This is a genomic window from Myroides profundi, from assembly GCF_000833025.1.
Lineage (GTDB): Bacteria > Bacteroidota > Bacteroidia > Flavobacteriales > Flavobacteriaceae > Flavobacterium > Flavobacterium profundi_A.
Genome location: NZ_CP010817.1, coordinates 2,689,079 through 2,708,393, shown reverse-complemented (window position 1 = coordinate 2,708,393; position 19,315 = coordinate 2,689,079). Strand labels below are relative to the sequence as shown.

Below are 19,315 nucleotides of genomic sequence, written 5' to 3'. Positions count from 1 at the left end.
TATTAAAAAAAACAAATAATTTAAATTAGCGTTGTAATTTTTTTTAGTTTTATTCGTTTTAATTAAATAAAACTAAAAAACTTTATTTTGCAATTATGAAATTATACTCTTTAACCGAATTGAACGATGTTTTAAATGGCGTTGTTGTAGGAAGTACATTAAAACAGATTAGTACAGCGGAGCAGTTGGAAAAAGCCAAAGAATGTCAAGTCTCATTTATAGGTAATAAAAAGTACGAACGCTTATGGGGAGAGTCAAAAGCCCCTATTGCTATTGTAAATAAAGATATTTCTATTCTACCAGGTATAGATAGAGCGTTTATTAAAGTAGATAATGTTGATTTAGCATTAGCGAAGTTACTTACTCTATTTGCGCCTAAGATGCCTGTTTTTAAAGAAGATATTCACCCTAATGCTACGATAGATAGTACAGCAGTGATAGGTGAAGGAGCTAGAATAGCAGCTGGTTGTGTAATCGGCGAGAATGTAGTAATTGGAAAAAATGTAAAGATGTATCCTAATGTCACTGTATTAGATGACAGTACGATTGGTGATAATACAATATTGTGGTCTGGTGTTATTGTGCGTGAGCGCAGTCATATCGGACATAATTGTATTTTACATCCTAACGCAGTGATTGGTGCTGATGGCTTTGGTTTCTGTCCTTCTCCTGAGTTAGGGTTAGTGAAGATACCTCAGATCGGTAATGTAGTTATTGGTAATTATGTTGAAATAGGAGCCAACTCATGTGTAGATAGAGGAAAGTTTAGTGCTACCATTATTGGAGATGGTTGTAAGATTGACAATCTTGTTCAGATAGGACATAATTGTGAGCTAGGAAAATTCTGTATCATGGCTGGTAATAGTGGTTTAGCAGGTTCAGTTACACTAAAGGACTTTGTAGTAATTGGTGGTAGTGCTTCTATTAAAGATCACGTTACTATCGGGCAGGGTGCTGTAGTAGGAGCTGGATCAGGAGTGACTGGAGATGTAGAAGCAGGTAAGACGGTATTAGGGTATCCTGCTCAGGAAGCAAAAACAACCTTGAGACAGTGGGCTGTACTAAAACAATTGGTAACCAATAGAACGAAGAACTAATCTTCTAACTAAAATACGCAATAGACTTATAAACGAAAAGAGTTTATATAATATAGATCTGAATTAGTGACACAGGCATATAATAGTATGGTTTTAGAGCTAATGAAGGAGCTATGAAGTAGAATGGTTTTGCGGTATTTTGGGTTTAATAATAATTTATAAGCGACTAACTGATAAGGGTTAGTCGCTTTTTTTATACATCTCTATTTGTGATTATTCATTTATTAATCTTGATAGATTTTATTGATGTATTGTAAGGCATTCGTAGCCTCTTTTACATTTACGTTTAAGGCAAGTCGTTTACCTAGTTCTAGTTGTAGTTCTTGAAAGAAAGTAGTCATGGTGTGAAAGGCTTCCCATGTATTTTGGATATTAGCATTGCTATAGGTTCTCAATACTTGATTATAGTCTTCATCGTTTAAGTAGTTTTTAATGAATTTACCTGATTTGCCTATAGAAACGCTAAAATGGTGTTCACTCCCTATTTTCCAAGCTAGTAACTGTAAGAACATAGGACGGACGACAGACTCCATCATATCTTTTGCATATACTCTTTCTTCTCTAGCCAGTCCCTTAGCAACATTAGTAGAACACCACCAAAACTCATTACATACTTCTGTAAACTCTCGTTGAGTTGGGCGTTGTACATGATAGTCGATATCAGAAGACTTAGGTATGTCTTTAAATATTCCATCTTTATCTAGCCATACGATAGAAAGACTGTCTTTTTTATATTGCTCTAATTGATCTACTGGGAATAGGGTAAGGTCTAACCTACTACCGTCTTCATAAATCATTAAATAAGCATACGAAATAGAAGGAGTGCCCTCTTCGTTACCTAAGTGCATATCATCTGGTAATTGTTGTATGGCAGGTTGTCCAAAGGTTTTGTAGACAATATCCTCTTTCTTGATACCTTCTATGTCAGTCACCATATAGATGATATCATAGTCTTGGTATTGATCAGGAGTAACCATCGGGTTAGCTCTTGAGCCATTGAGAATAACAGCTCTAATGCGGTCATCTTGTTTAGCTAATTGAAGGATCTCTGTTTGTAATGGTGAAGCCATATAGGTGTTTTTAAGACGAATAAGCAAGATAATTAAATTAAAATGATTCACAGTGGTGTTTTTAGGAGTAGAATAAAGTTTTTTAATAGGCTAGAACTGTAACTCAAATAGAAGGCTATTACTCAAAAACTAGAAAACCCACAGATAAGAGCGTATATCCCACTTGATCTGCATATCCATTAAGAAGGAAGTTCTACATTAGGAAGAGGTATTATGAGGGAGTAAATGTCTGTGTGAAGTTCTAATTGAGGTTAGTTAATTCTCTTTTTTATTCTTCAAAAATAGCAGTGGTCGCATAGTTATCGCATAGTGATGGCATACTGCTCGCATATTTTTGCCCGCTTTTTATACGATCACTATGGGATCAAACTACGATCAGTATATCATCATAGCTATACACAGGGTATCAGGGGTATAAGTCAACGAATTCTAATGCTGAGTTCTAAAGTAAATGAAGTACTGACTTCCTTTTTAATGAATCTAAATAATACTCCTTCTTGCGTCTTTTATATTCCTTTTAGCGTCAGTACCCAGGCAAAGGGATGCCTACTTTTGCCCTATCAATAAGAGAGATAGTCTTCCACAGAGCTATTCTATAAGAGAGATCAAGATGAAAATACCATACCTTACTTTATCCTTAATCGCTGTTTTATCATTTAATTCTAAATCTGTTTTTGCACAACAAGATACTTTACAAAATACAGGGTTAAATGAAGTGATTATTCAGAGAGAGACTAAAGCCGAAAAAGAAAGTCGTCAACCTATACGTGCTACTGTACTTGATGTAAAAGCGATGAAACAACAGCCATCTAGTGTGATCGAGCTGATGAATAGAACAGTAGGTGTACGAGTGAGACAAACAGGGGGATTAGGTAATGCTACTAATTTGATGTTGAACGGTTTTGAAGGAAAGGCGATAAAGTATTTTAAGGATGGGGTTCCGATGGATTATTTAGGGAATGCCTTTAGTTATTCTATTGTACCGCCTACGATGATTGATCGCATTGAGATCTATAAAGGGGTGGTACCTGTAGCCTTAGGGGCAGATGCACTAGGAGGAGCAGTTAATATCGTAACGAAAGAACCTGAAAGTAATCAATCTGTAGATGTATCTTATCAGATAGGTTCTTATAACACCCACAGAGGTACCGTAAACGCTTATTTTCAAGATAAAAAGACAGGCTTATTTGGAGGAGTAAATGCTTTTATTAATTACTCTGATAACAATTATAAGGTCAATGTACCTTACACTGATCCAGAAACGGCACAGGTAAGTAGAGAAAAACACAAACTGTTTCACAACCGTTTCTCTAATGGATTTGTAGAAGGATTTGTGGGAGTGAAGAACAAGACTTGGGCAGATGAGTTGCGTTTGACTGTAAGTAGCTTTTACATTAATAAACAGCACAATTACGGGATGACGATGAACTATCCATTCGGAGGAGTGACGAGTAATATGAATTCTGTAGTGCCAACACTTCGCTATCGCAAGGCTTTTTTAGATAAAGACTTGAAGTTAGATCAATTCCTTGTCTATAATACACTGCATTCTAGTTATACAGATACGATTAAAGGGTTTTACGACTGGAGAGGGAAGTTCACTCCAGTACCTAGTAAGAATGGAGAAGCGACTACTAGTGGGAGTATCAAAAAGTTACGTTATTATAACTTCGTATCTCGTACTAATCTATCTTACCGATTAGACAATGGGTTTATAGAGTTAAACTCTGTTTACAATACCTCTACTCGTCGTGGTTCTGACCCTTATGGAGAGAAATTTCCTTTCTCTAAGATAGATATGTTACAGCGTTCTGTAGTATTCCAAAAATGGATTACAGGGCTAAACTGGAGATTATATGCCTTAGATGATCGTCTGACGAATGACTTATCGGCGAAGTATTACTACTTGCGTACAGAAGGGTATGAGAGTGCGCATGGAGACACTTCGATGGAGCAAAAAAGATCTAAAACAAAAGGGAACTGGGGTGTATCAGAGTCGTTAAAATATCAGATTAACGATCGTATGTATGCTAGATTCTCAGGAGAAGTAGCCGTGCGTCTACCAGAGCAAGAAGAGTTCTTCGGGGATGGAACATTCACGCGAACCAATTTTGCTTTAAAACCAGAAAAGAGTTGGAACTATAATCTAGGATTTAACTATAATAATCAAACCAATTTCATGACAGAGGTCAATGTGTTCTACAGAAGAACGCATGATATGATCATGCTGTTAAACACGGGTATTTTTGGTAGTTACGAGAACATAGAAAAGATAAAAGGAGTTGGAGTAGAGGTAGATGCAGCATATTCTCCATTAAAGTGGTTGAGACTGTCTGGTAACGTGACGTATCAAGACTTTAGATTATATGATAAAGAAGATAAGACGTATGAGGGTTCTCGTCTGAGAAATACACCTTATTTCTTCGCTAATCTTGGTTTGCGTACTTCACATGACAATGTATTCAAGGCAGGAGACAAGTTCTCGTTCTATTACAACTACAGTTTTGTAAAGGCTTATTACCTAGACTTTATTCCTAAAGAATTTGAACCTAGTGGTTTCTTAGGATTATGGGGAAAAGCACAAGTTAATGCAGAAGCTTATGTGATCCCTGATCAGAATTTACATTCTACAGGAGTGGTGTGGAGTTATTCACCTAAACTGTCTTTCGGTTTAGAAGCTAAGAACTTGTTTAACAGTGAAATATTTGACAATTATAAAATACAAAATGAAGGGTTTAGTCTTCATTTTAAAGTGAATATGTCTCTTTAGGAGAGGAACAATTTAGAAATACAGAAACTTATCATTAAAACACAATAAATCTATTAAAATGAAAAAAAGCATTTTTAGTACTAAAACGATAGGAGCATTAGCTATGGCAGGGTTATTTGCTTTTGCATCATGTTCATCAGATGATAATTCAAGTTCAGAGCCAACTAAACCAGTTGAGCCAACGAAGACATCTTATGCACTATTAACAGCTACATTAGGAGTACAGCCATTCGTAGGATACTTATCTAACTATGATAAAATGCCTGAAGGGGATTTAGACAATATCCATAAAGGGTCATTACAGATAAAAGGGAATGGAATGAAAGCGTATGGAGAATGGGTATTCCAACGTCTTCAACTAGGACGTGTGTCTTCTCCAGATGACGGTATCTTGAGATATTCTATTAACGCAGATGGTTCTTTATCAGAGACAGGTAGAATCACAGGAATGTCTTCTAACTTTTATGTACATGATAAAACGACTGGATACTATGCCGATATAGGAAGAGGATTGTTAAAGATACAAGTATTCAATCCTTCTACGATGCAGCGTACAGGAGAAATAGACCTTTCTATTGTAGAAGATAAAAAAGCAGAATACCAAGCTGTGGGATCTCGCTTTATCGCGTCTAAAGATGGAAAATTATATGTAGATATCATCACAGGTTCTAAAGATGGACAAGGTAGTCAGATGAAAGACCCTGCTCCAGGATATATCAAACTAGCAGTGATCGACATCGCTACTGGTAAATATGAAAAAACGATTCAAGATAACCGTATCAGCTATGTAGGATATGGTGGTAACGCGAATCAAATGTGGACTATGGGAGATGATGGAGCGCTATATATGTGTTCTCATGGGTTCGGAGTAAATGGAGCGACTAATGGTTCTGCTATTGTTAGAATTAAAAAAGGAGCAACAGAAATAGATAAAGATTGGATCATTAAGATTGATGATTATGTAAAGAATACTACAGTTGGTTCAGTAGGGGTAAAAGATGGTAAGCTATATACAGCATGGAGTGATAAAGCATTCTCATACACAGATATTTTGCCAAACCCTAATTTTACATACTATGCTTTTGATAAAGAGAATATTGCTGCAGGACCAAAAGCAGTAACTGGTATACCTCAATCTACTTATGCATTCCAAGATGCTCAAGCGATTACTACAATAGATGGTAAAGTGTACTTCAGAGTAGTGAATAACAAAGATTACAACGGATACTATGTATTAGGATCTGATAATGTAGCTAAACCTGCGTTTAACATCGGTAAAGGTGGTCAAGTATGGGGCTTAGTGAAATTAGTTAAATAAGATAGTTTAATTATTTAGAACTCTCCATAGAGTTTGGATGCAATAGTAGAGGAGTTTTCTTCTCTACTATTCCTTTTTTATAGTTTTTTAGGGAACGGGAAACGGGGAACAGGAAACGGGAAATGGGAAACAGGAAACAGGAAACGGGGAACAGGAAACGGGAAACAGGGAAACGGGGAACAGGAAACGGGAAATGGGAAACAGGAAACAGGAAACGGGGAACAGGAAACGGGAAACAGGGAAATGGGAAACAGGAAACGGGAAACAGGGAAATGGGAAACAGGAAACGGGAAATGGGAAACAGGAAACAGGAAACGGGGAACAGGAAACGGGGAACAGGAAACGGGGAACAGGAAACGGGAAACAGGGAAATGGGAAACAGGGAACAGGAAACAGGGAACGGGAAACGGGAAACGGGGAACAGGGAACAGATGGCATGGTAGCTCAAAGTAGGGAGACTTTGCAACGAGAACAGAACAAAAAACGATTTCACAGTTTCACGATTTCACAAAACAACAAAACAACAAAATAACAACAAAAACAATAATATGGCAACAGATAATGTGCTATGGCGTATCGTAAAACCAGTCAAGAAGAAGCTAAACTTTGCAATGGCTCTTTCTGTTGGTTCTACTTTATTGACAATAGCCAATTTAATAATATTAAGTTACCTAATTAATGCACTGTATCACGGAAATACAACACAATTGTTGTATCTATTCGGAGCGATGATCTTATGTGTAGTAGTTAGTTATGTATTACGTCTAAAGTCATTTGACGTATCCCATTACGCAGCTTTTGATTTAGAAGCTATTTTGCGTAAGAATATCAGTCACCATTTGGCGAAGTTACCATTAGGGTTCTTGACTGAGACAGGTTCAGGAGCATTGACTAAAATCTTAAATGAAGATGTTCGTTTATTACATGGATTTGCGGCAGATAGTACCCCTTTATTTGTGCGTACGTATGCCTTTCCAGTAGTTACTTTGTTTGCATTATTTTGGTTTGATTATAGAGTAGCACTAGTTTGTCTAGCTATTCTTATCGTAGGGCTTGGGTTTTTAGCATTAGCGATGAAGAATAAGACAGAAGTAACACATCAATTTAATAAAGCAAAAGAAGATATTAATGTAGCTGTGATAGAGTATGTACAGGCAATGCCGGTAGTACGTGTATTCGATGGAGGAGAGAAATCATTTGTGCGTTATGAGAATGCCTTACAACGTTATTTATCTATTATCACTTTGTGGTTTAAGGAAAACGGATTGAATGCTAAGTTGTCGATGTTTATTTTAAACCCGCTACCTACATTTATTATATTACTTGTACTAGGAACGTATTGGTTCCAAGAGGGGTCTTTGAGTTTTGTGTCTTTTGTAGCCTCTTTATTATTGGGGACAGGAATGATAGAGTCTATTTTGCCTTACCGAAGTTTGACTAATGTGATCTCTAGAGCGGCAATCAGCGCAAAGCGTATAGAAGAATTACTAGAAGTAGAACCTTTAACTTCTACAGGAGAACAAACTACGGTAAACGATACAACCATTGAGTTTGACAAGGTGTCTTTTACTTACCCTGGTAGAGAGGACAAGGCATTAAATAATATCAGCTTTACGGTGAAGCCAGGTACTTTTACTGCTATTACAGGAGCATCAGGAGCAGGAAAGTCTACTGTAGCTCGTTTGTTACCTCGTTTTTGGGATGTTAGTGATGGAGAGATAAAATTGGGTGGAACAGATATCCGCCAATTAAAACCTGAGGTATTATTAGATACGATATCATTTGTGTTTCAAGACAATTTTATTTTCTCTGATACGATTGCTAACAATATCAGAATGGGCGCAGAGGAAGCTACCTTAGAAAAAGTAATGGAAGCGGCTAAGGCTGCCCAAATACACGATTTTATAATGCAACTTCCTGATGGGTATGAGACCTTAGTAAAAGAAAGAGGAAATAACTTCTCAGGTGGACAGAAGCAACGTCTAGCGATTGCTAGAGCGATCTTGAGAAATAAACCTATTCTTATCTTGGATGAGGTAACTTCATTCTCAGATACAGAAAACGAACTATTACTGATGCGTGCTTTCCGCAATCTGATGAAGGACAAAACAGTCATTATGATCGCTCATAGATTAGAGACAATCAAGAATGCGGATCAGATCATTGTGATGGATAAGGGAAGTATTAGCGAGATAGGAACACATGAACAATTAGCAGCTAATCAAGGAATATATCAAGCGATGTGGCAATCTTATACACAAGCGAGAAATTGGCATATTAAATCAGATAAATAATAGAGATGAGTAAAGTACAAACAAATAAGAGCAGTTCTTTTATCGGTATATTATCTAACCTGATTAAAGCAGCAGGTCCGATGGGTGGACGACTGCGAATGAGTTTAATATTGATATTGTTGTCTTCTGTTTTTCAAGGAGCAGCTTATACTTGCTTTTACCCTATTTTTATGAATATAGGGAAGGGAAAGCCTGAGCAAGTATGGTTTTACATTTGGATAGCATTAGGCTTTGTCGTGATTAGTGCTATCTGTAGATGGGTAGGGCAAGACTATGACTATGGAGGCTTTTCTTCTCAGGCGCAGTATGACCTTCGCAAGAGACAAGGGGAGAAACTGAGAGAGATGCCTTTAGAATTTTTATCTAATAAACGCTCTGGAAAGTGGAGTGCCGTGATTAGTAATAATGTAGATGAGGTGATTTCTTACACCATTACAGTGTCAAGTTTGATGATGTATGGAGTGATTACACCTATATCAGTAGGGCTGATGACTTTCTTCTTTGACTGGAAGATTGCGATAGTTATCTTGATTTTATTCCCTGTGATCATCCCGTTGTATCGCTGGAGAAAACCAGCTTATGACCGTGGAATGTATTATCTAAATGAAGTACACTCTGAGCTAAATGCAGAGTCTATAGAGTTTATCCAAGGGTTGCCTGTGCTTAAAGCAAGTAATGGTATAGAACGTATCGTAGCTCGTTTAAACAAAAGCATTGATAAAGTAAGAGAAGTACAAATCTTCGGGCATGGCAAAGGGAGTACTCCTAACCTGATTATTACTTCTGCTTTAGAAGTAGGGATGTTAGTATCCTTGGGATTGGGAATATTGTTTGTGCTAAAAGCAGATAGCAATATGATGGTCATGACAGCCTTAATGATTATTGTGATTCGCTTCTCAGAGTTGATCTCTAGCTTTGTACCAATGACCATGATATTTAGTCTGATGGAAGCAGGATATAAGCAAATCACAGCGATGTTAACTGCTCCTGTCTTAGAAGTAAAGACACCTCAAGCCAAACCAACTTCTTATGGTATAGAGTTTAAAGAAGTAGACTTCTATTATGAAGATGCTCAAGAAAAGACTTTGTCTAATATCAACTTATCTATTGCACCGAAGTCTATTGTAGCTTTAGTAGGGCCTTCAGGTTCGGGTAAGACTACGCTGGCAAGAATGATTATGCGCTATGCAGATTGTCAGAAGGGGAGCATTAGTATAGGAGGAGTTGATATTGCTAATTTGAGTCAAAACGATTTGTTGAGTATGATTTCTGTGGTATTCCAAGAGGTTTATTTATTTGATGATACCATAGGTAACAATATCCGTATGGCGAAACCTATTGCTACTCAAGAAGAAATAATAGACGCGGCTAAGCGTGCTCAATGTCATGACTTTATCAGTCAATTGCCTAAAGGGTATGACACACCTATAGGAGATATGGGAAATACCTTATCAGGTGGAGAACGTCAGCGTATCTCTATTGCGAGAGCACTGCTTAAGAACAGCCCGATAGTCATTCTAGATGAACCAACGTCTTCTCTAGACTCTTTAAGCGAACTTGCCGTACAGCGTGCTATCGATGAGTTAGTGAAAGAGAAGATTGTGATTATCATTGCACATAGGTTATCTACAGTCAGAGGCGCGGATAAGATATGTGTCTTAGAAAAAGGTCAGATAGTAGAGGAGGGAACACATGAAGCCTTAATGATAAAACAAGGTAAATACTGTGATCTATGGGAAGCAGAGAAGCAAATAGAGGCTTTGTTTTAAGAAGAAATAGCAATTGTATTCTATAGATTAGAAGGGTTAAGGACAGATAGTAGACTCATTTGATAAGCTTACCCCAAGTTCGCTTTTCCTTAGTTCCTTTTATGTGAAAGCTTGTGATATTGTATCACAGGCTTTTTTGTTTTAATGGAGTAGAGATAAGAAGATATTACTTTATAATCAGAATAAATAGTATGGGCTTAATGTAGTAAATAACTAATAATTAGTTTTTTAGTGTTGTTTTCTGTATTTTGTGTACGGGATGTCAAAAAAATACTGAATGACTATAAAATAGTAAAAAAAGCTAAGTGATTTTAGTTTATTTTTGCGCCTTTAATTTTTATTTGCTTTATAAAAAAATGCCACAAGAATTACAGTTACAAGTTCTTCCTGAAGTTGCAGGTACAGCGGATTTATTGACGCAGTACGTTGCAAACCATGTGAAGTGTTCTCCAAAGGACATTAAGCATATCACGATCTTAAAGAGATCTATCGATGCGAGACAACGCACCGTAAAGATTAATTTAAAGGTTGCTGTTTTTTTTGCCGATGAGGATGTCGTGCACAGACATATTGATTTTCCAGAGTATAAAAATGTAAAGGATGCTCCACGTGTTATCGTGGTAGGAGCAGGACCTGCGGGTTATTTTGCAGCATTACAACTAATCGAGCTAGGGGTAAAACCTATTGTAGTCGAAAGAGGAAAAGATGTGCGAGGTCGTCGTCGTGATTTGAAAGCAATAAATATCGATCATATCGTTGATCCGGATTCGAACTACTGTTTCGGAGAAGGAGGAGCGGGTACTTACTCAGATGGTAAGTTATATACACGTTCTAAAAAGCGTGGTGATGTCAATCGTATACTAGAGTTATTAGTAGCCTTCGGAGCATCACAAGATATCTTAGTAGAAGCGCATCCACATATCGGAACGAATAAACTTCCGAAGATTATGCAGGATATGCGTGCTAAGATTGAGGAGTTTGGTGGAGAAGTGTTATTTGAGAAAAGAGTAGTAGACTTTGTGATCAAAGGAAATGAAATAGAAGGAGTTAAACTACACAATGGGGACCTAATCGAAGCAAAGAAAATAATCTTAGCTACAGGACACTCTGCTCGCGATATCTATGAATTACTAGATCGTAAGAAAGTCTTGATAGAAGCAAAGCCTTTTGCCCTAGGAGTACGTGCAGAGCACCCACAGACGCTGATAGATAAGATACAGTACTCATGTGATTACAGAGGAGAGTTTCTTCCTCCAGCACCTTATTCTATCGTGAAGCAGGTCAATGGTCGTGGGATGTATTCATTCTGTATGTGCCCAGGTGGAGTAATCGCACCCTGTGCTACAGCGCCTGGAGAAGTAGTAACCAATGGATGGTCACCGTCTAAACGCGATCAAGCAACAGCCAATTCGGGTATCGTAGTAGAGTTGCGATTAGAAGACTTTAAGCCATTTGAGAAGTTCGGAGCCTTAGCAGGTATGGAGTTCCAAAAAGCAATAGAGCAAAAAGCTTTCTTACTAGCAGGGGAGACTCAGCGTGTACCAGCACAGCGTATGGTGGACTTCTCACAGTCTAAAGTATCAGAGTCTATCCCTAAGACGTCTTATCTACCTGGTACGACTTCTATAGAGTTAGGACAGGTGTTCCCAGGCTTTTTGACGCAAATCATGAGACAGGGATTCAAAGAGTTCGGTAAGTCGATGAAAGGGTACTTCACAAATGAGGCTATATTACATGCTCCAGAGAGTAGAACATCCTCTCCAGTGCGTATCCCTCGTGAGGATGATACCTTAGAGCATCCTCAGATCAAAGGACTTTATCCATGTGGAGAAGGAGCAGGGTATGCAGGGGGTATTGTATCTGCTGCCATCGATGGTGAGAAATGTGCGATTATGTGTGTCGAGAGCATGCAGTAATCAATTAAGAATTAAGAATTAGGAGTGTATTGCCTACGGCATTTAATGGTTAACAGTTGTTAGTTGACAGTTAACAGTATTGCCTATGGCATTTGGCATGTATATCACGCAATCGTAGAGATGATCATATACACCCGCCACCTAGTAACCACAGTCTATATAAGGTAGAGGCGCAATATCTCGCGTCTCACACAACGTATATCCATACCGTATACCACGCAATCGTAGGGATGATTATACATCCGACACCTAGTAAATCATAGTTCTTTTTAAAGATATAAAATTTAATATATAAGCCTAATTACGAGAGTAGTTAGGCTTTTTGCTTATCTTTAGAGCTGAAAAAGAATTTATTATGATAAAGAAAAGTATTGTTTTACTGTTGTTAATGTCCTTCAGTGTGGTTTTAGCACAGAAGGATCCATGTCAGATAGCTGTAGATAAGGAGTTTATTAGTAAGGTGAAAGACCACTCTTCTAAGGATCTAATACCCTATTACTCACCTAAAGAAAAAAAATGGGGCTATATGAATAGAGTTTCTCAAAAGAAATTGACGAAGCCATTTATGAGTAATTTGGAATTTTTTAACCCTAATTTCAATACTTTTCACATGCATTTTAGTAAACAAAGTATAAGTTGTAAAGGAGAGATTAAGGGAAGTAATAATAATTATGATACAAGTGAGTTTGGAGGGATAAGTTTTTTCGAACCTGAAGTAGGCCTTTATGTCAAGTCAGAGGATACTCTTTTAGTAGATGAGCATGTGAAGGGATTTAAAGTAGATGATAAAGGTGAATTAATAGGAATCAATCCAAAGTATTTTGATAGTCAATCGAAACAAACTTCGCTCATTACTATTTTTAGTTATCATAATCAGTTTTATGCTGTAGAGAAGCAGTTGGTTGGTGAAAATCAGTACTACTTTACAATTATCAATCAGAATGGAGAAAGTATTGATGGTTTTACTCAGTTGACTAAATATCCAGAATGGTTACCAATGTATAGTTCACAGAATGATTTATGGATTGAGACAAGTAAGGGAGATGGAAAATATCAAATAAGAGGTTTGCTATCTGGTAAAATAATGAGCCAGTCTAGTATGAAGATAATAGATCAGGTAAATGAATTGGCGTATGGCATCGTTAGTCTTGATGGAAGCAAAGGAGTGTTTGACTTTCTAACTATGGAGTGGGTAATCATTCCTTCAAAGGACAATAACTTCGTAAACTTGTATTTCAGTTCGTTAGAGGAAATTGACAAAATTGAAAAGACAGAAATTGTATCAGTAGATCAAGTGAAGCAAAACAGAGATAAGGTCTATATTTATATCTTAAATGAGAAAAATACCTTCTACGATTTAGATATGAAGGAGTATAAACCAAAGAAATAAGACAAAAGCCTAATTACGAGAGTAGTTAGGCTTTTTTTGGGTGTATAAAGTGTTAATGTTCATAGTATGTCATTCTTTGTCTAGGAAAGGAGAATACTCTTCGGTAACTTTATAGGAGAGATTATTCTTATGGAAGGATAATTATTTCGTATGTTTTAATATCACCAAAACACTATAAAAAATGTATATATCTAAATTAAGACTATGGAACTTTAGGAAATATGGTAATGCATCATCAATTAATACTATTGATTTTAATGCTCCTGTATTGGAAGTACCATTTAAAGAAGGAATGAATATCTTAATTGGAGAAAATGACTCAGGAAAGAGTGCTATAATTGATGCAATAAAATTAGTGTTAAAAACTCATGCATACGAATGGATTAAAATAGAGGAAGAAGATTTTTATTGTTTAGCAAATAATATAGCTTGTAAAGTTAGAATTGAAATTGAATTTGAAGATATCAAGCCTGAAGAAGCTAGTAATTTTATAGAATGGTGTGGATGGAATGATAAAGGAGAGCCTAAACTTGTTCTGATTTATCAAGCTGAATTGAGAGATGGTCGTATAATTCCTTCAGATGTTAAGGCAGGAATGGACGGTATAGGTCATGCTTTAACTTATGAGGCACGTGAGTTTCTTAAATGTACATATTTAAAAGCTCTACGTGATGCTAGCAGTGAATTAACAGCGAAAAAAAATTCTCGGTTATCCCAAATTTTGAGAGCACATAAGTTATTTGAAAGAAAGAATGTACTTTCAGAGAGACATGATTTTGAAGAAATATTTGAAAATGCACGTGCAGAGATAAATGGTAAATTTAATAAAAAAGGAGAGGAAAGAGATTATTCTATTATTAAAAATGCTATTGATAAATATATACAAGCTTTTATCAATGATGATATTAGTACTGATTTTAATTTGGGAGGGAGTACTATAACTAATATTTTAGAAAAGTTATCATTAGGAGTCTTAAACCAATCGAATTTAGGTTTAGGAACAATGAATCGTTTATTTATGGCAGCGGAGTTGATACATTTAGAGAAAACTAATTGGAATGGGTTAAGACTTTGTATGATTGAAGAACTAGAGGCTCATTTGCATCCTCAAGCACAATTAAAAATTATAAATCGTTTAAAACAAGAAAGCAATATTCAATTTATTCTCAGTACTCATAGCCCCAATATCACTTCTCAAGCTAATTTAGAGGATATTATTCTTTGTAAGAATAATTTAGTTTATCCATTAAGTGTAGGTCAAACAAAATTAGATAAAGTGAATTATAAACATTTAGAGCGTTTTCTGGATGTAACTAAGAGTAATCTCTTTTTTTCTAAAGGGAATATTATTGTAGAGGGATGGTCTGAAGAAATTATTTTACCAGCTTTGGCAAAAAAACTAGGTTATGATTTAACACATAAAGAAATATCAATTATAAATGTTGCTTCTACAGCGTATCTACATTTTGCGAAGATATTTCAAAGAAGTAAGGGAGAGTGTATACAGGTTCCTATTTCGATTATTACTGATTTAGATAAAAGGGAATATGAGAGAGAAGAAATAATTGTTAAAAAAGAAAGCAAGGAAAAAAGAAAGGAATATAACTACATAAAACAAAATATTGATTATTCTAAAGAGATTGAGAAAAGAAAAGAAGGAATAAAAATATCTACTTCTTCAGAAGTGAAAATTTTTATTTCTAAACAATGGACCTTAGAGTGGTGTTTGTTGAAATCAAAAGCACTTGAAGGTATATATAAGACTATTTTAAAAGAGGTTCATCACGATATTTTTAACATATGTGATGATAATAATGAAAACTGGGAAAAAGCATTAAGTAGAATTCTATTGAGTAACTCTATAAATAAAACAGAAATAGCTTATCAATTGAGAGCAAAGTTAGAGGAATTAGGCGGTTCGTTGATTATTTCTAATAATGACACAGCTTTTTATTTAGTTGAAGCAATAAAACATGTATGTGAGTATGAAGATAAATAATGAGGATATTTATAAATCTGAGCAAATTTTTATTAATGATGCTAAATTTGATTTGGAGCGTTTAGACTTTATATCCGATTTCAGTACGTTTGATTTACTTGCTGTTCCTGGTAGTGGTAAGACTACAGCTTTATTGGCTAAATTGTATTGTTTAGCTCAGCAATTACCACTAAAAAATAATGCCGGTATTCTTGTTTTAGCGCATACAAATAGTGCTATTGAAGAAATAGAACGACAACTAAAAATTCATTGTCCTCAACTATTTGTGTATCCAAATTTTATTGGTACTGTTCAATCATTCGCAAATAAGTTTTTAACAATTCCTTACTATATTAGTAAAAATAAAAAAAAGGTTAGCGTTATTGATAATGAAATGTATAATGAATTATTTAAAAGTAGACTTAAATATTCTCGATCAAAGTCTATAAATTATATTTTACACAAAGATCCTTCTAAATTGTATGAGTCATATCTTAAGTATAATAAGGAGTCTGATAAAGAATGTGATGTTATAAATAATGGTAAGTTATTTAATATAGAAGTACCTCCTAAAACTTGGATAAAAGAAGATAAAGTAGAAGAGGAAATTAAAAAGATAAGAAATTTTATTGTTAGTACAAAAATTAGTTTATTCTCCGAAGGATATTTGAACTATAACGATTGTTTCTTTTTTTCTTTTACTTATCTAAGTAAATACCCTCAAATAATAAATATAATTCAAAAGCGGTTTAAGTATGTTTTTATTGATGAAATGCAAGATTTAAATCAAGAACAAGTAGATTTGATTGAAATGATTTTTCGAACAAAAAGTTCAGAATCAATTATTCAACGTATAGGTGATAAAAATCAAGCAATATATTCGAGTAATAGAGGATTAGAGGAAGAGAGTGTATGGAATCAAGAATCAAATGGAAGTAGAATTAAAGTAAAGACTTTAAATAATTCTTATCGTTTGACCCCTATATTAGGAAGATTAGTAGATGGTTTTGTATTGAAACGAGATAAAGGATATAAAGTAGAGGGGATAGCAACTCATAATGAAGTACCACCATATTTAATCGTTTATAATAATGAAAACGATGGTCTAAAATTGAAGAATAAGTTTAAAGAACTTATAACGAAGTATAACTTATATTCTTCAAGTCAAAATAAATTCAATGGGTATCATATTATTGCTTGGACTACGGAAGTAAAAGATAAAAGCAATGCTCTTCATTTGAAGAAGTTATTTCCTGAATTTTTAAAAGAGAAAACACAAAAAAAAGAACACTTTAATTCTTTAGAAAAATATTTATGCTTCTTTGATTCGGATAGTTTAACCTTTAGAGAAGTACAGGAATCATTATTAAATGGTATTATTAGAGTTTTAAGGTTGTATAGAGTGTTTGAAAATACACTACAAAAAAAATATTATACAAAAGAAACATTTATTCAGTTTCTTAAAGAACCAAAAAATGATGGGTTAGATCATTATAAAGCATTTAAAGAAGTATTATATGATTGGTGTATTAATTTGATTAAGCATAATAATATTGAGTATGTTTTTAATGACTATTTATCTTTTATAACTGATTATTTGTCTCAAAATTTAAAAAACTTTGTGGTAGATGATAATGATCCTTTTTTTAAATATACTGGAAATATAAGTAATAATAAAATTAATGCCTCAAAGAATAAAGAAATTAATAGTATTGATATAAAATTATCTTCAATTCATAAGGTAAAGGGACAAACTCATTGTGCAACTATGTATATTGAAACTGAATTTCATAATACTGAGTCTTTTAAATTAACTAAGAAAGGATGTAAAACACCTCTTTTTTTTCAAAAAAATGAGTATAAAATTCAAAATAGGAAACGAATTGATCAAACTTTAAAAATGATGTATGTTGGTTTTTCTAGACCTACACATTTACTTTGCTTTGCAGTTCAATATGATAATATCAAAAATGATATTGAAAAATATAAAGATGCTGGTTGGATTGTAGATAGTAGTATAGTAGAAAAATAATAATTAAATGAAAATAGATTTAACGCAAAGAGCATTAATAGAATTAGCTCTTTTACACAGAATAGATATATTGAATAGAGAAGAAGGAGCAGAAGTTTTTTTACAAAAAACAAAAAGTTTATTAACAAATATTCAATTAGGCAATAATAAGTTTAGTTCTTTTGAGAAGGCTTTATTTACTGGTTGTTTACGCGAAAAATATGTATATCCTAAAGAGGATTTATTTAAATTAAATAATATTGAAATTTTTAAAAATCTTGAAAAATATTATAATGAGTTTATTTTTTTAAATGATATATATAATATAATTGAGAGGTTGAATTCTAAAAATAAGAACCAATGTGAATATGCTGATTTAGTAAAAGATATGCTTATATTAAAGAAGTGTGAAAAGGTATACTATTCTAAGAGTAATGATAAAATATATAAATTAGCAATAATGAAATCTAAAAATAAAGGTTTTTATTTTGATTTAGACAATACAAGATGGAACTTTAAGTTAATAGAAATAAATAAGGATAATTATAAACATGAAGGTAGTTTAAAAGATATTCTAATTCATATAGAAAGTTACAATAAACATTATGTTTCCTATCAATCTTTTTTGGAACTATTTTAATAAACACCACCAACAAAAAAAAAAAACGCACTATATAAGTGCGTTTTTCGTTAGTAAAAGGGTAATAATTGAAGAGAAAAAAATATCTATTTAGCAAACTTCTTACTTGCAGCTACACAAAGAATCACTCCGAAAGTGACGTATAGCATCGTAGGGCTTACTTTTTCGTTTAATACTGTTGCCGCTAATATCATCCCTAATAGCGGTTGTAATAATTGGATTTGACCTACTGTTGCGATTCCTCCTTGTGCTAATCCTTTATACCAAAAGATATACGCTAAGAACATACTCACAACAGAAATATAGAATAGTCCAAACCAAGATTCTCCACTTACTAGGACTAAGTCTGTAGGTACCGTATAAATCATAATCGGCACTGTAAGAGGTAGTGAGATAATACACGCCCAAGAGATTACTTGATATCCTCCTAGTGTTTTAGATAGTTTAGCTCCTTCTGCATAGCTCTGTCCGCATAAGATGATCGCTAAGATCATTAGGACATCCCCGATAGGGTTAGAACTTACTCCTTGTGAGAATGCAAATCCAATCACTAAGGCACTCCCTATTAGAGAGAATAACCAGAAGACAGGTTTAGGTTTCTCTTTACCAATGAATACAGCGAATATAGCTGTAGAAAGGGGCAACATTCCCATAAATACCAATGAATGTGCTGAGGTGATGTACTCTAATGCCATCGCTGTCAATAGAGGGAAACCAATAACTCCTCCAATGGCAACTTTAATTAAAGGCCACATCTGTTCTTTGGTAGGGCGTTTTTCGCGAAGAGCTATTACGCAAGCTAGCGCTAATAAAGCTGCGATAACTGCTCTTGCTGCAGTGGCGAAGATAGGGTCTAGATCTTTAACCGCCATCTTAGTAGCAGGCATTGAACCTGCGAATAGAAGTACTCCAATAAATCCATTTAACCATCCGTTAGATGATTTCGTTGTTGCATTTAAAATGCTTGATTGTTCCATTATTCTGTTTTATTTGGGACAAAATTACCTCTATGTTTAGGATTCACACAGTATCAGTTTTGTATATTTGCATGGGCACAGTTAG

At 34.7% G+C, this 19,315-nt stretch carries 13 protein-coding genes; 11 read left to right on the top strand and 2 right to left on the bottom strand.

The features are described from left to right. Positions 1-95: 95 nt before the first annotated feature. Positions 96-1,097: a UDP-3-O-(3-hydroxymyristoyl)glucosamine N-acyltransferase gene (gene lpxD / locus MPR_RS11920; RefSeq protein WP_041892892.1), complete on the top strand. Its 1,002-nt coding sequence runs from the start codon at positions 96-98 to the stop codon at positions 1,095-1,097. Between the two features lie 224 nt (positions 1,098-1,321). On the opposite strand, the gene MPR_RS11915 is transcribed toward lpxD, so the two are convergent. Beyond that, positions 1,322-2,167: an aminoglycoside 6-adenylyltransferase gene (locus MPR_RS11915; protein ID WP_041892891.1), complete on the bottom strand. Its 846-nt coding sequence runs from the start codon at positions 2,165-2,167 to the stop codon at positions 1,322-1,324. Positions 2,168-2,777: 610 nt separating this feature from the next. Between MPR_RS11915 and MPR_RS11910 the strand changes: the two genes are divergently transcribed. The 10 genes from MPR_RS11910 to MPR_RS11865 all read left to right on the top strand — a co-directional run bounded on the left by MPR_RS11910 (position 2,778) and on the right by MPR_RS11865 (position 18,253). After that, complete coding sequence (locus MPR_RS11910) at positions 2,778-4,937, top strand: TonB-dependent receptor (protein WP_041892889.1); 2,160 nt, start codon at positions 2,778-2,780, stop codon at positions 4,935-4,937. A 58-nt stretch (positions 4,938-4,995) separates the two neighbouring features. Beyond that, positions 4,996-6,255 (top strand): DUF4374 domain-containing protein, encoded by a 1,260-nt coding sequence (locus tag MPR_RS11905; protein ID WP_041892887.1) that lies wholly within the window; start codon positions 4,996-4,998, stop codon positions 6,253-6,255. Positions 6,256-6,288: 33 nt separating this feature from the next. Continuing rightward, on the top strand, positions 6,289-6,708 hold the full coding sequence (locus MPR_RS18680) for a hypothetical protein (RefSeq protein ID WP_052472736.1): 420 nt from the start codon (positions 6,289-6,291) through the stop codon (positions 6,706-6,708). A 95-nt stretch (positions 6,709-6,803) separates the two neighbouring features. Continuing rightward, positions 6,804-8,549 (top strand): ABC transporter ATP-binding protein, encoded by a 1,746-nt coding sequence (locus MPR_RS11895; RefSeq protein WP_041892885.1) that lies wholly within the window; start codon positions 6,804-6,806, stop codon positions 8,547-8,549. A gap of 5 nt (positions 8,550-8,554) precedes the next feature. Continuing rightward, complete coding sequence (locus MPR_RS11890; protein WP_041892883.1) at positions 8,555-10,318, top strand: ABC transporter ATP-binding protein; 1,764 nt, start codon at positions 8,555-8,557, stop codon at positions 10,316-10,318. A 356-nt stretch (positions 10,319-10,674) separates the two neighbouring features. Next, complete coding sequence (locus tag MPR_RS11885) at positions 10,675-12,234, top strand: NAD(P)/FAD-dependent oxidoreductase (protein ID WP_041892881.1); 1,560 nt, start codon at positions 10,675-10,677, stop codon at positions 12,232-12,234. A gap of 355 nt (positions 12,235-12,589) precedes the next feature. Further along, positions 12,590-13,624 carry a hypothetical protein gene (locus MPR_RS11880; protein ID WP_041892878.1) on the top strand — a complete coding sequence of 345 codons (1,035 nt, stop codon included), beginning with the start codon at positions 12,590-12,592 and terminating at the stop codon, positions 13,622-13,624. Between the two features lie 181 nt (positions 13,625-13,805). After that, positions 13,806-15,623, top strand: coding sequence for an ATP-dependent nuclease (locus tag MPR_RS11875; RefSeq protein WP_041892876.1), 1,818 nt, complete (start codon positions 13,806-13,808; stop codon positions 15,621-15,623). Then, entirely contained in the window at positions 15,610-17,634 is a 2,025-nt protein-coding gene (locus tag MPR_RS11870) for a UvrD-helicase domain-containing protein (RefSeq protein ID WP_158438873.1), read from the top strand. Before MPR_RS11875 ends, MPR_RS11870 begins: the two co-directional genes overlap by 14 nt. Before the next feature lie 7 nt (positions 17,635-17,641). Beyond that, positions 17,642-18,253, top strand: a complete 612-nt coding sequence (locus tag MPR_RS11865; protein ID WP_041892870.1) for a hypothetical protein — start codon at positions 17,642-17,644, stop codon at positions 18,251-18,253. A gap of 86 nt (positions 18,254-18,339) precedes the next feature. On the opposite strand, the gene MPR_RS11860 is transcribed toward MPR_RS11865, so the two are convergent. After that, a complete protein-coding gene (locus tag MPR_RS11860; RefSeq protein ID WP_041892868.1) occupies positions 18,340-19,230 on the bottom strand; it encodes a DMT family transporter in 891 nt (296 codons plus the stop codon). Between the last annotated feature and the right edge of the window lie 85 nt (positions 19,231-19,315).

Coding starts and splice junctions, on each gene's coding strand:
- lpxD (WP_041892892.1), top strand. CDS start 96: ATGAAATTATACTCTTTAACCGAATTGAACGATGTTTTAAATGGCGTT.
- MPR_RS11915 (WP_041892891.1), bottom strand. CDS start 2,167: ATGGCTTCACCATTACAAACAGAGATCCTTCAATTAGCTAAACAAGAT.
- MPR_RS11910 (WP_041892889.1), top strand. CDS start 2,778: ATGAAAATACCATACCTTACTTTATCCTTAATCGCTGTTTTATCATTT.
- MPR_RS11905 (WP_041892887.1), top strand. CDS start 4,996: ATGAAAAAAAGCATTTTTAGTACTAAAACGATAGGAGCATTAGCTATG.
- MPR_RS11895 (WP_041892885.1), top strand. CDS start 6,804: ATGGCAACAGATAATGTGCTATGGCGTATCGTAAAACCAGTCAAGAAG.
- MPR_RS11890 (WP_041892883.1), top strand. CDS start 8,555: ATGAGTAAAGTACAAACAAATAAGAGCAGTTCTTTTATCGGTATATTA.
- MPR_RS11885 (WP_041892881.1), top strand. CDS start 10,675: ATGCCACAAGAATTACAGTTACAAGTTCTTCCTGAAGTTGCAGGTACA.
- MPR_RS11880 (WP_041892878.1), top strand. CDS start 12,590: ATGATAAAGAAAAGTATTGTTTTACTGTTGTTAATGTCCTTCAGTGTG.
- MPR_RS11875 (WP_041892876.1), top strand. CDS start 13,806: ATGTATATATCTAAATTAAGACTATGGAACTTTAGGAAATATGGTAAT.
- MPR_RS11870 (WP_158438873.1), top strand. CDS start 15,610: ATGAAGATAAATAATGAGGATATTTATAAATCTGAGCAAATTTTTATT.
- MPR_RS11865 (WP_041892870.1), top strand. CDS start 17,642: ATGAAAATAGATTTAACGCAAAGAGCATTAATAGAATTAGCTCTTTTA.
- MPR_RS11860 (WP_041892868.1), bottom strand. CDS start 19,230: ATGGAACAATCAAGCATTTTAAATGCAACAACGAAATCATCTAACGGA.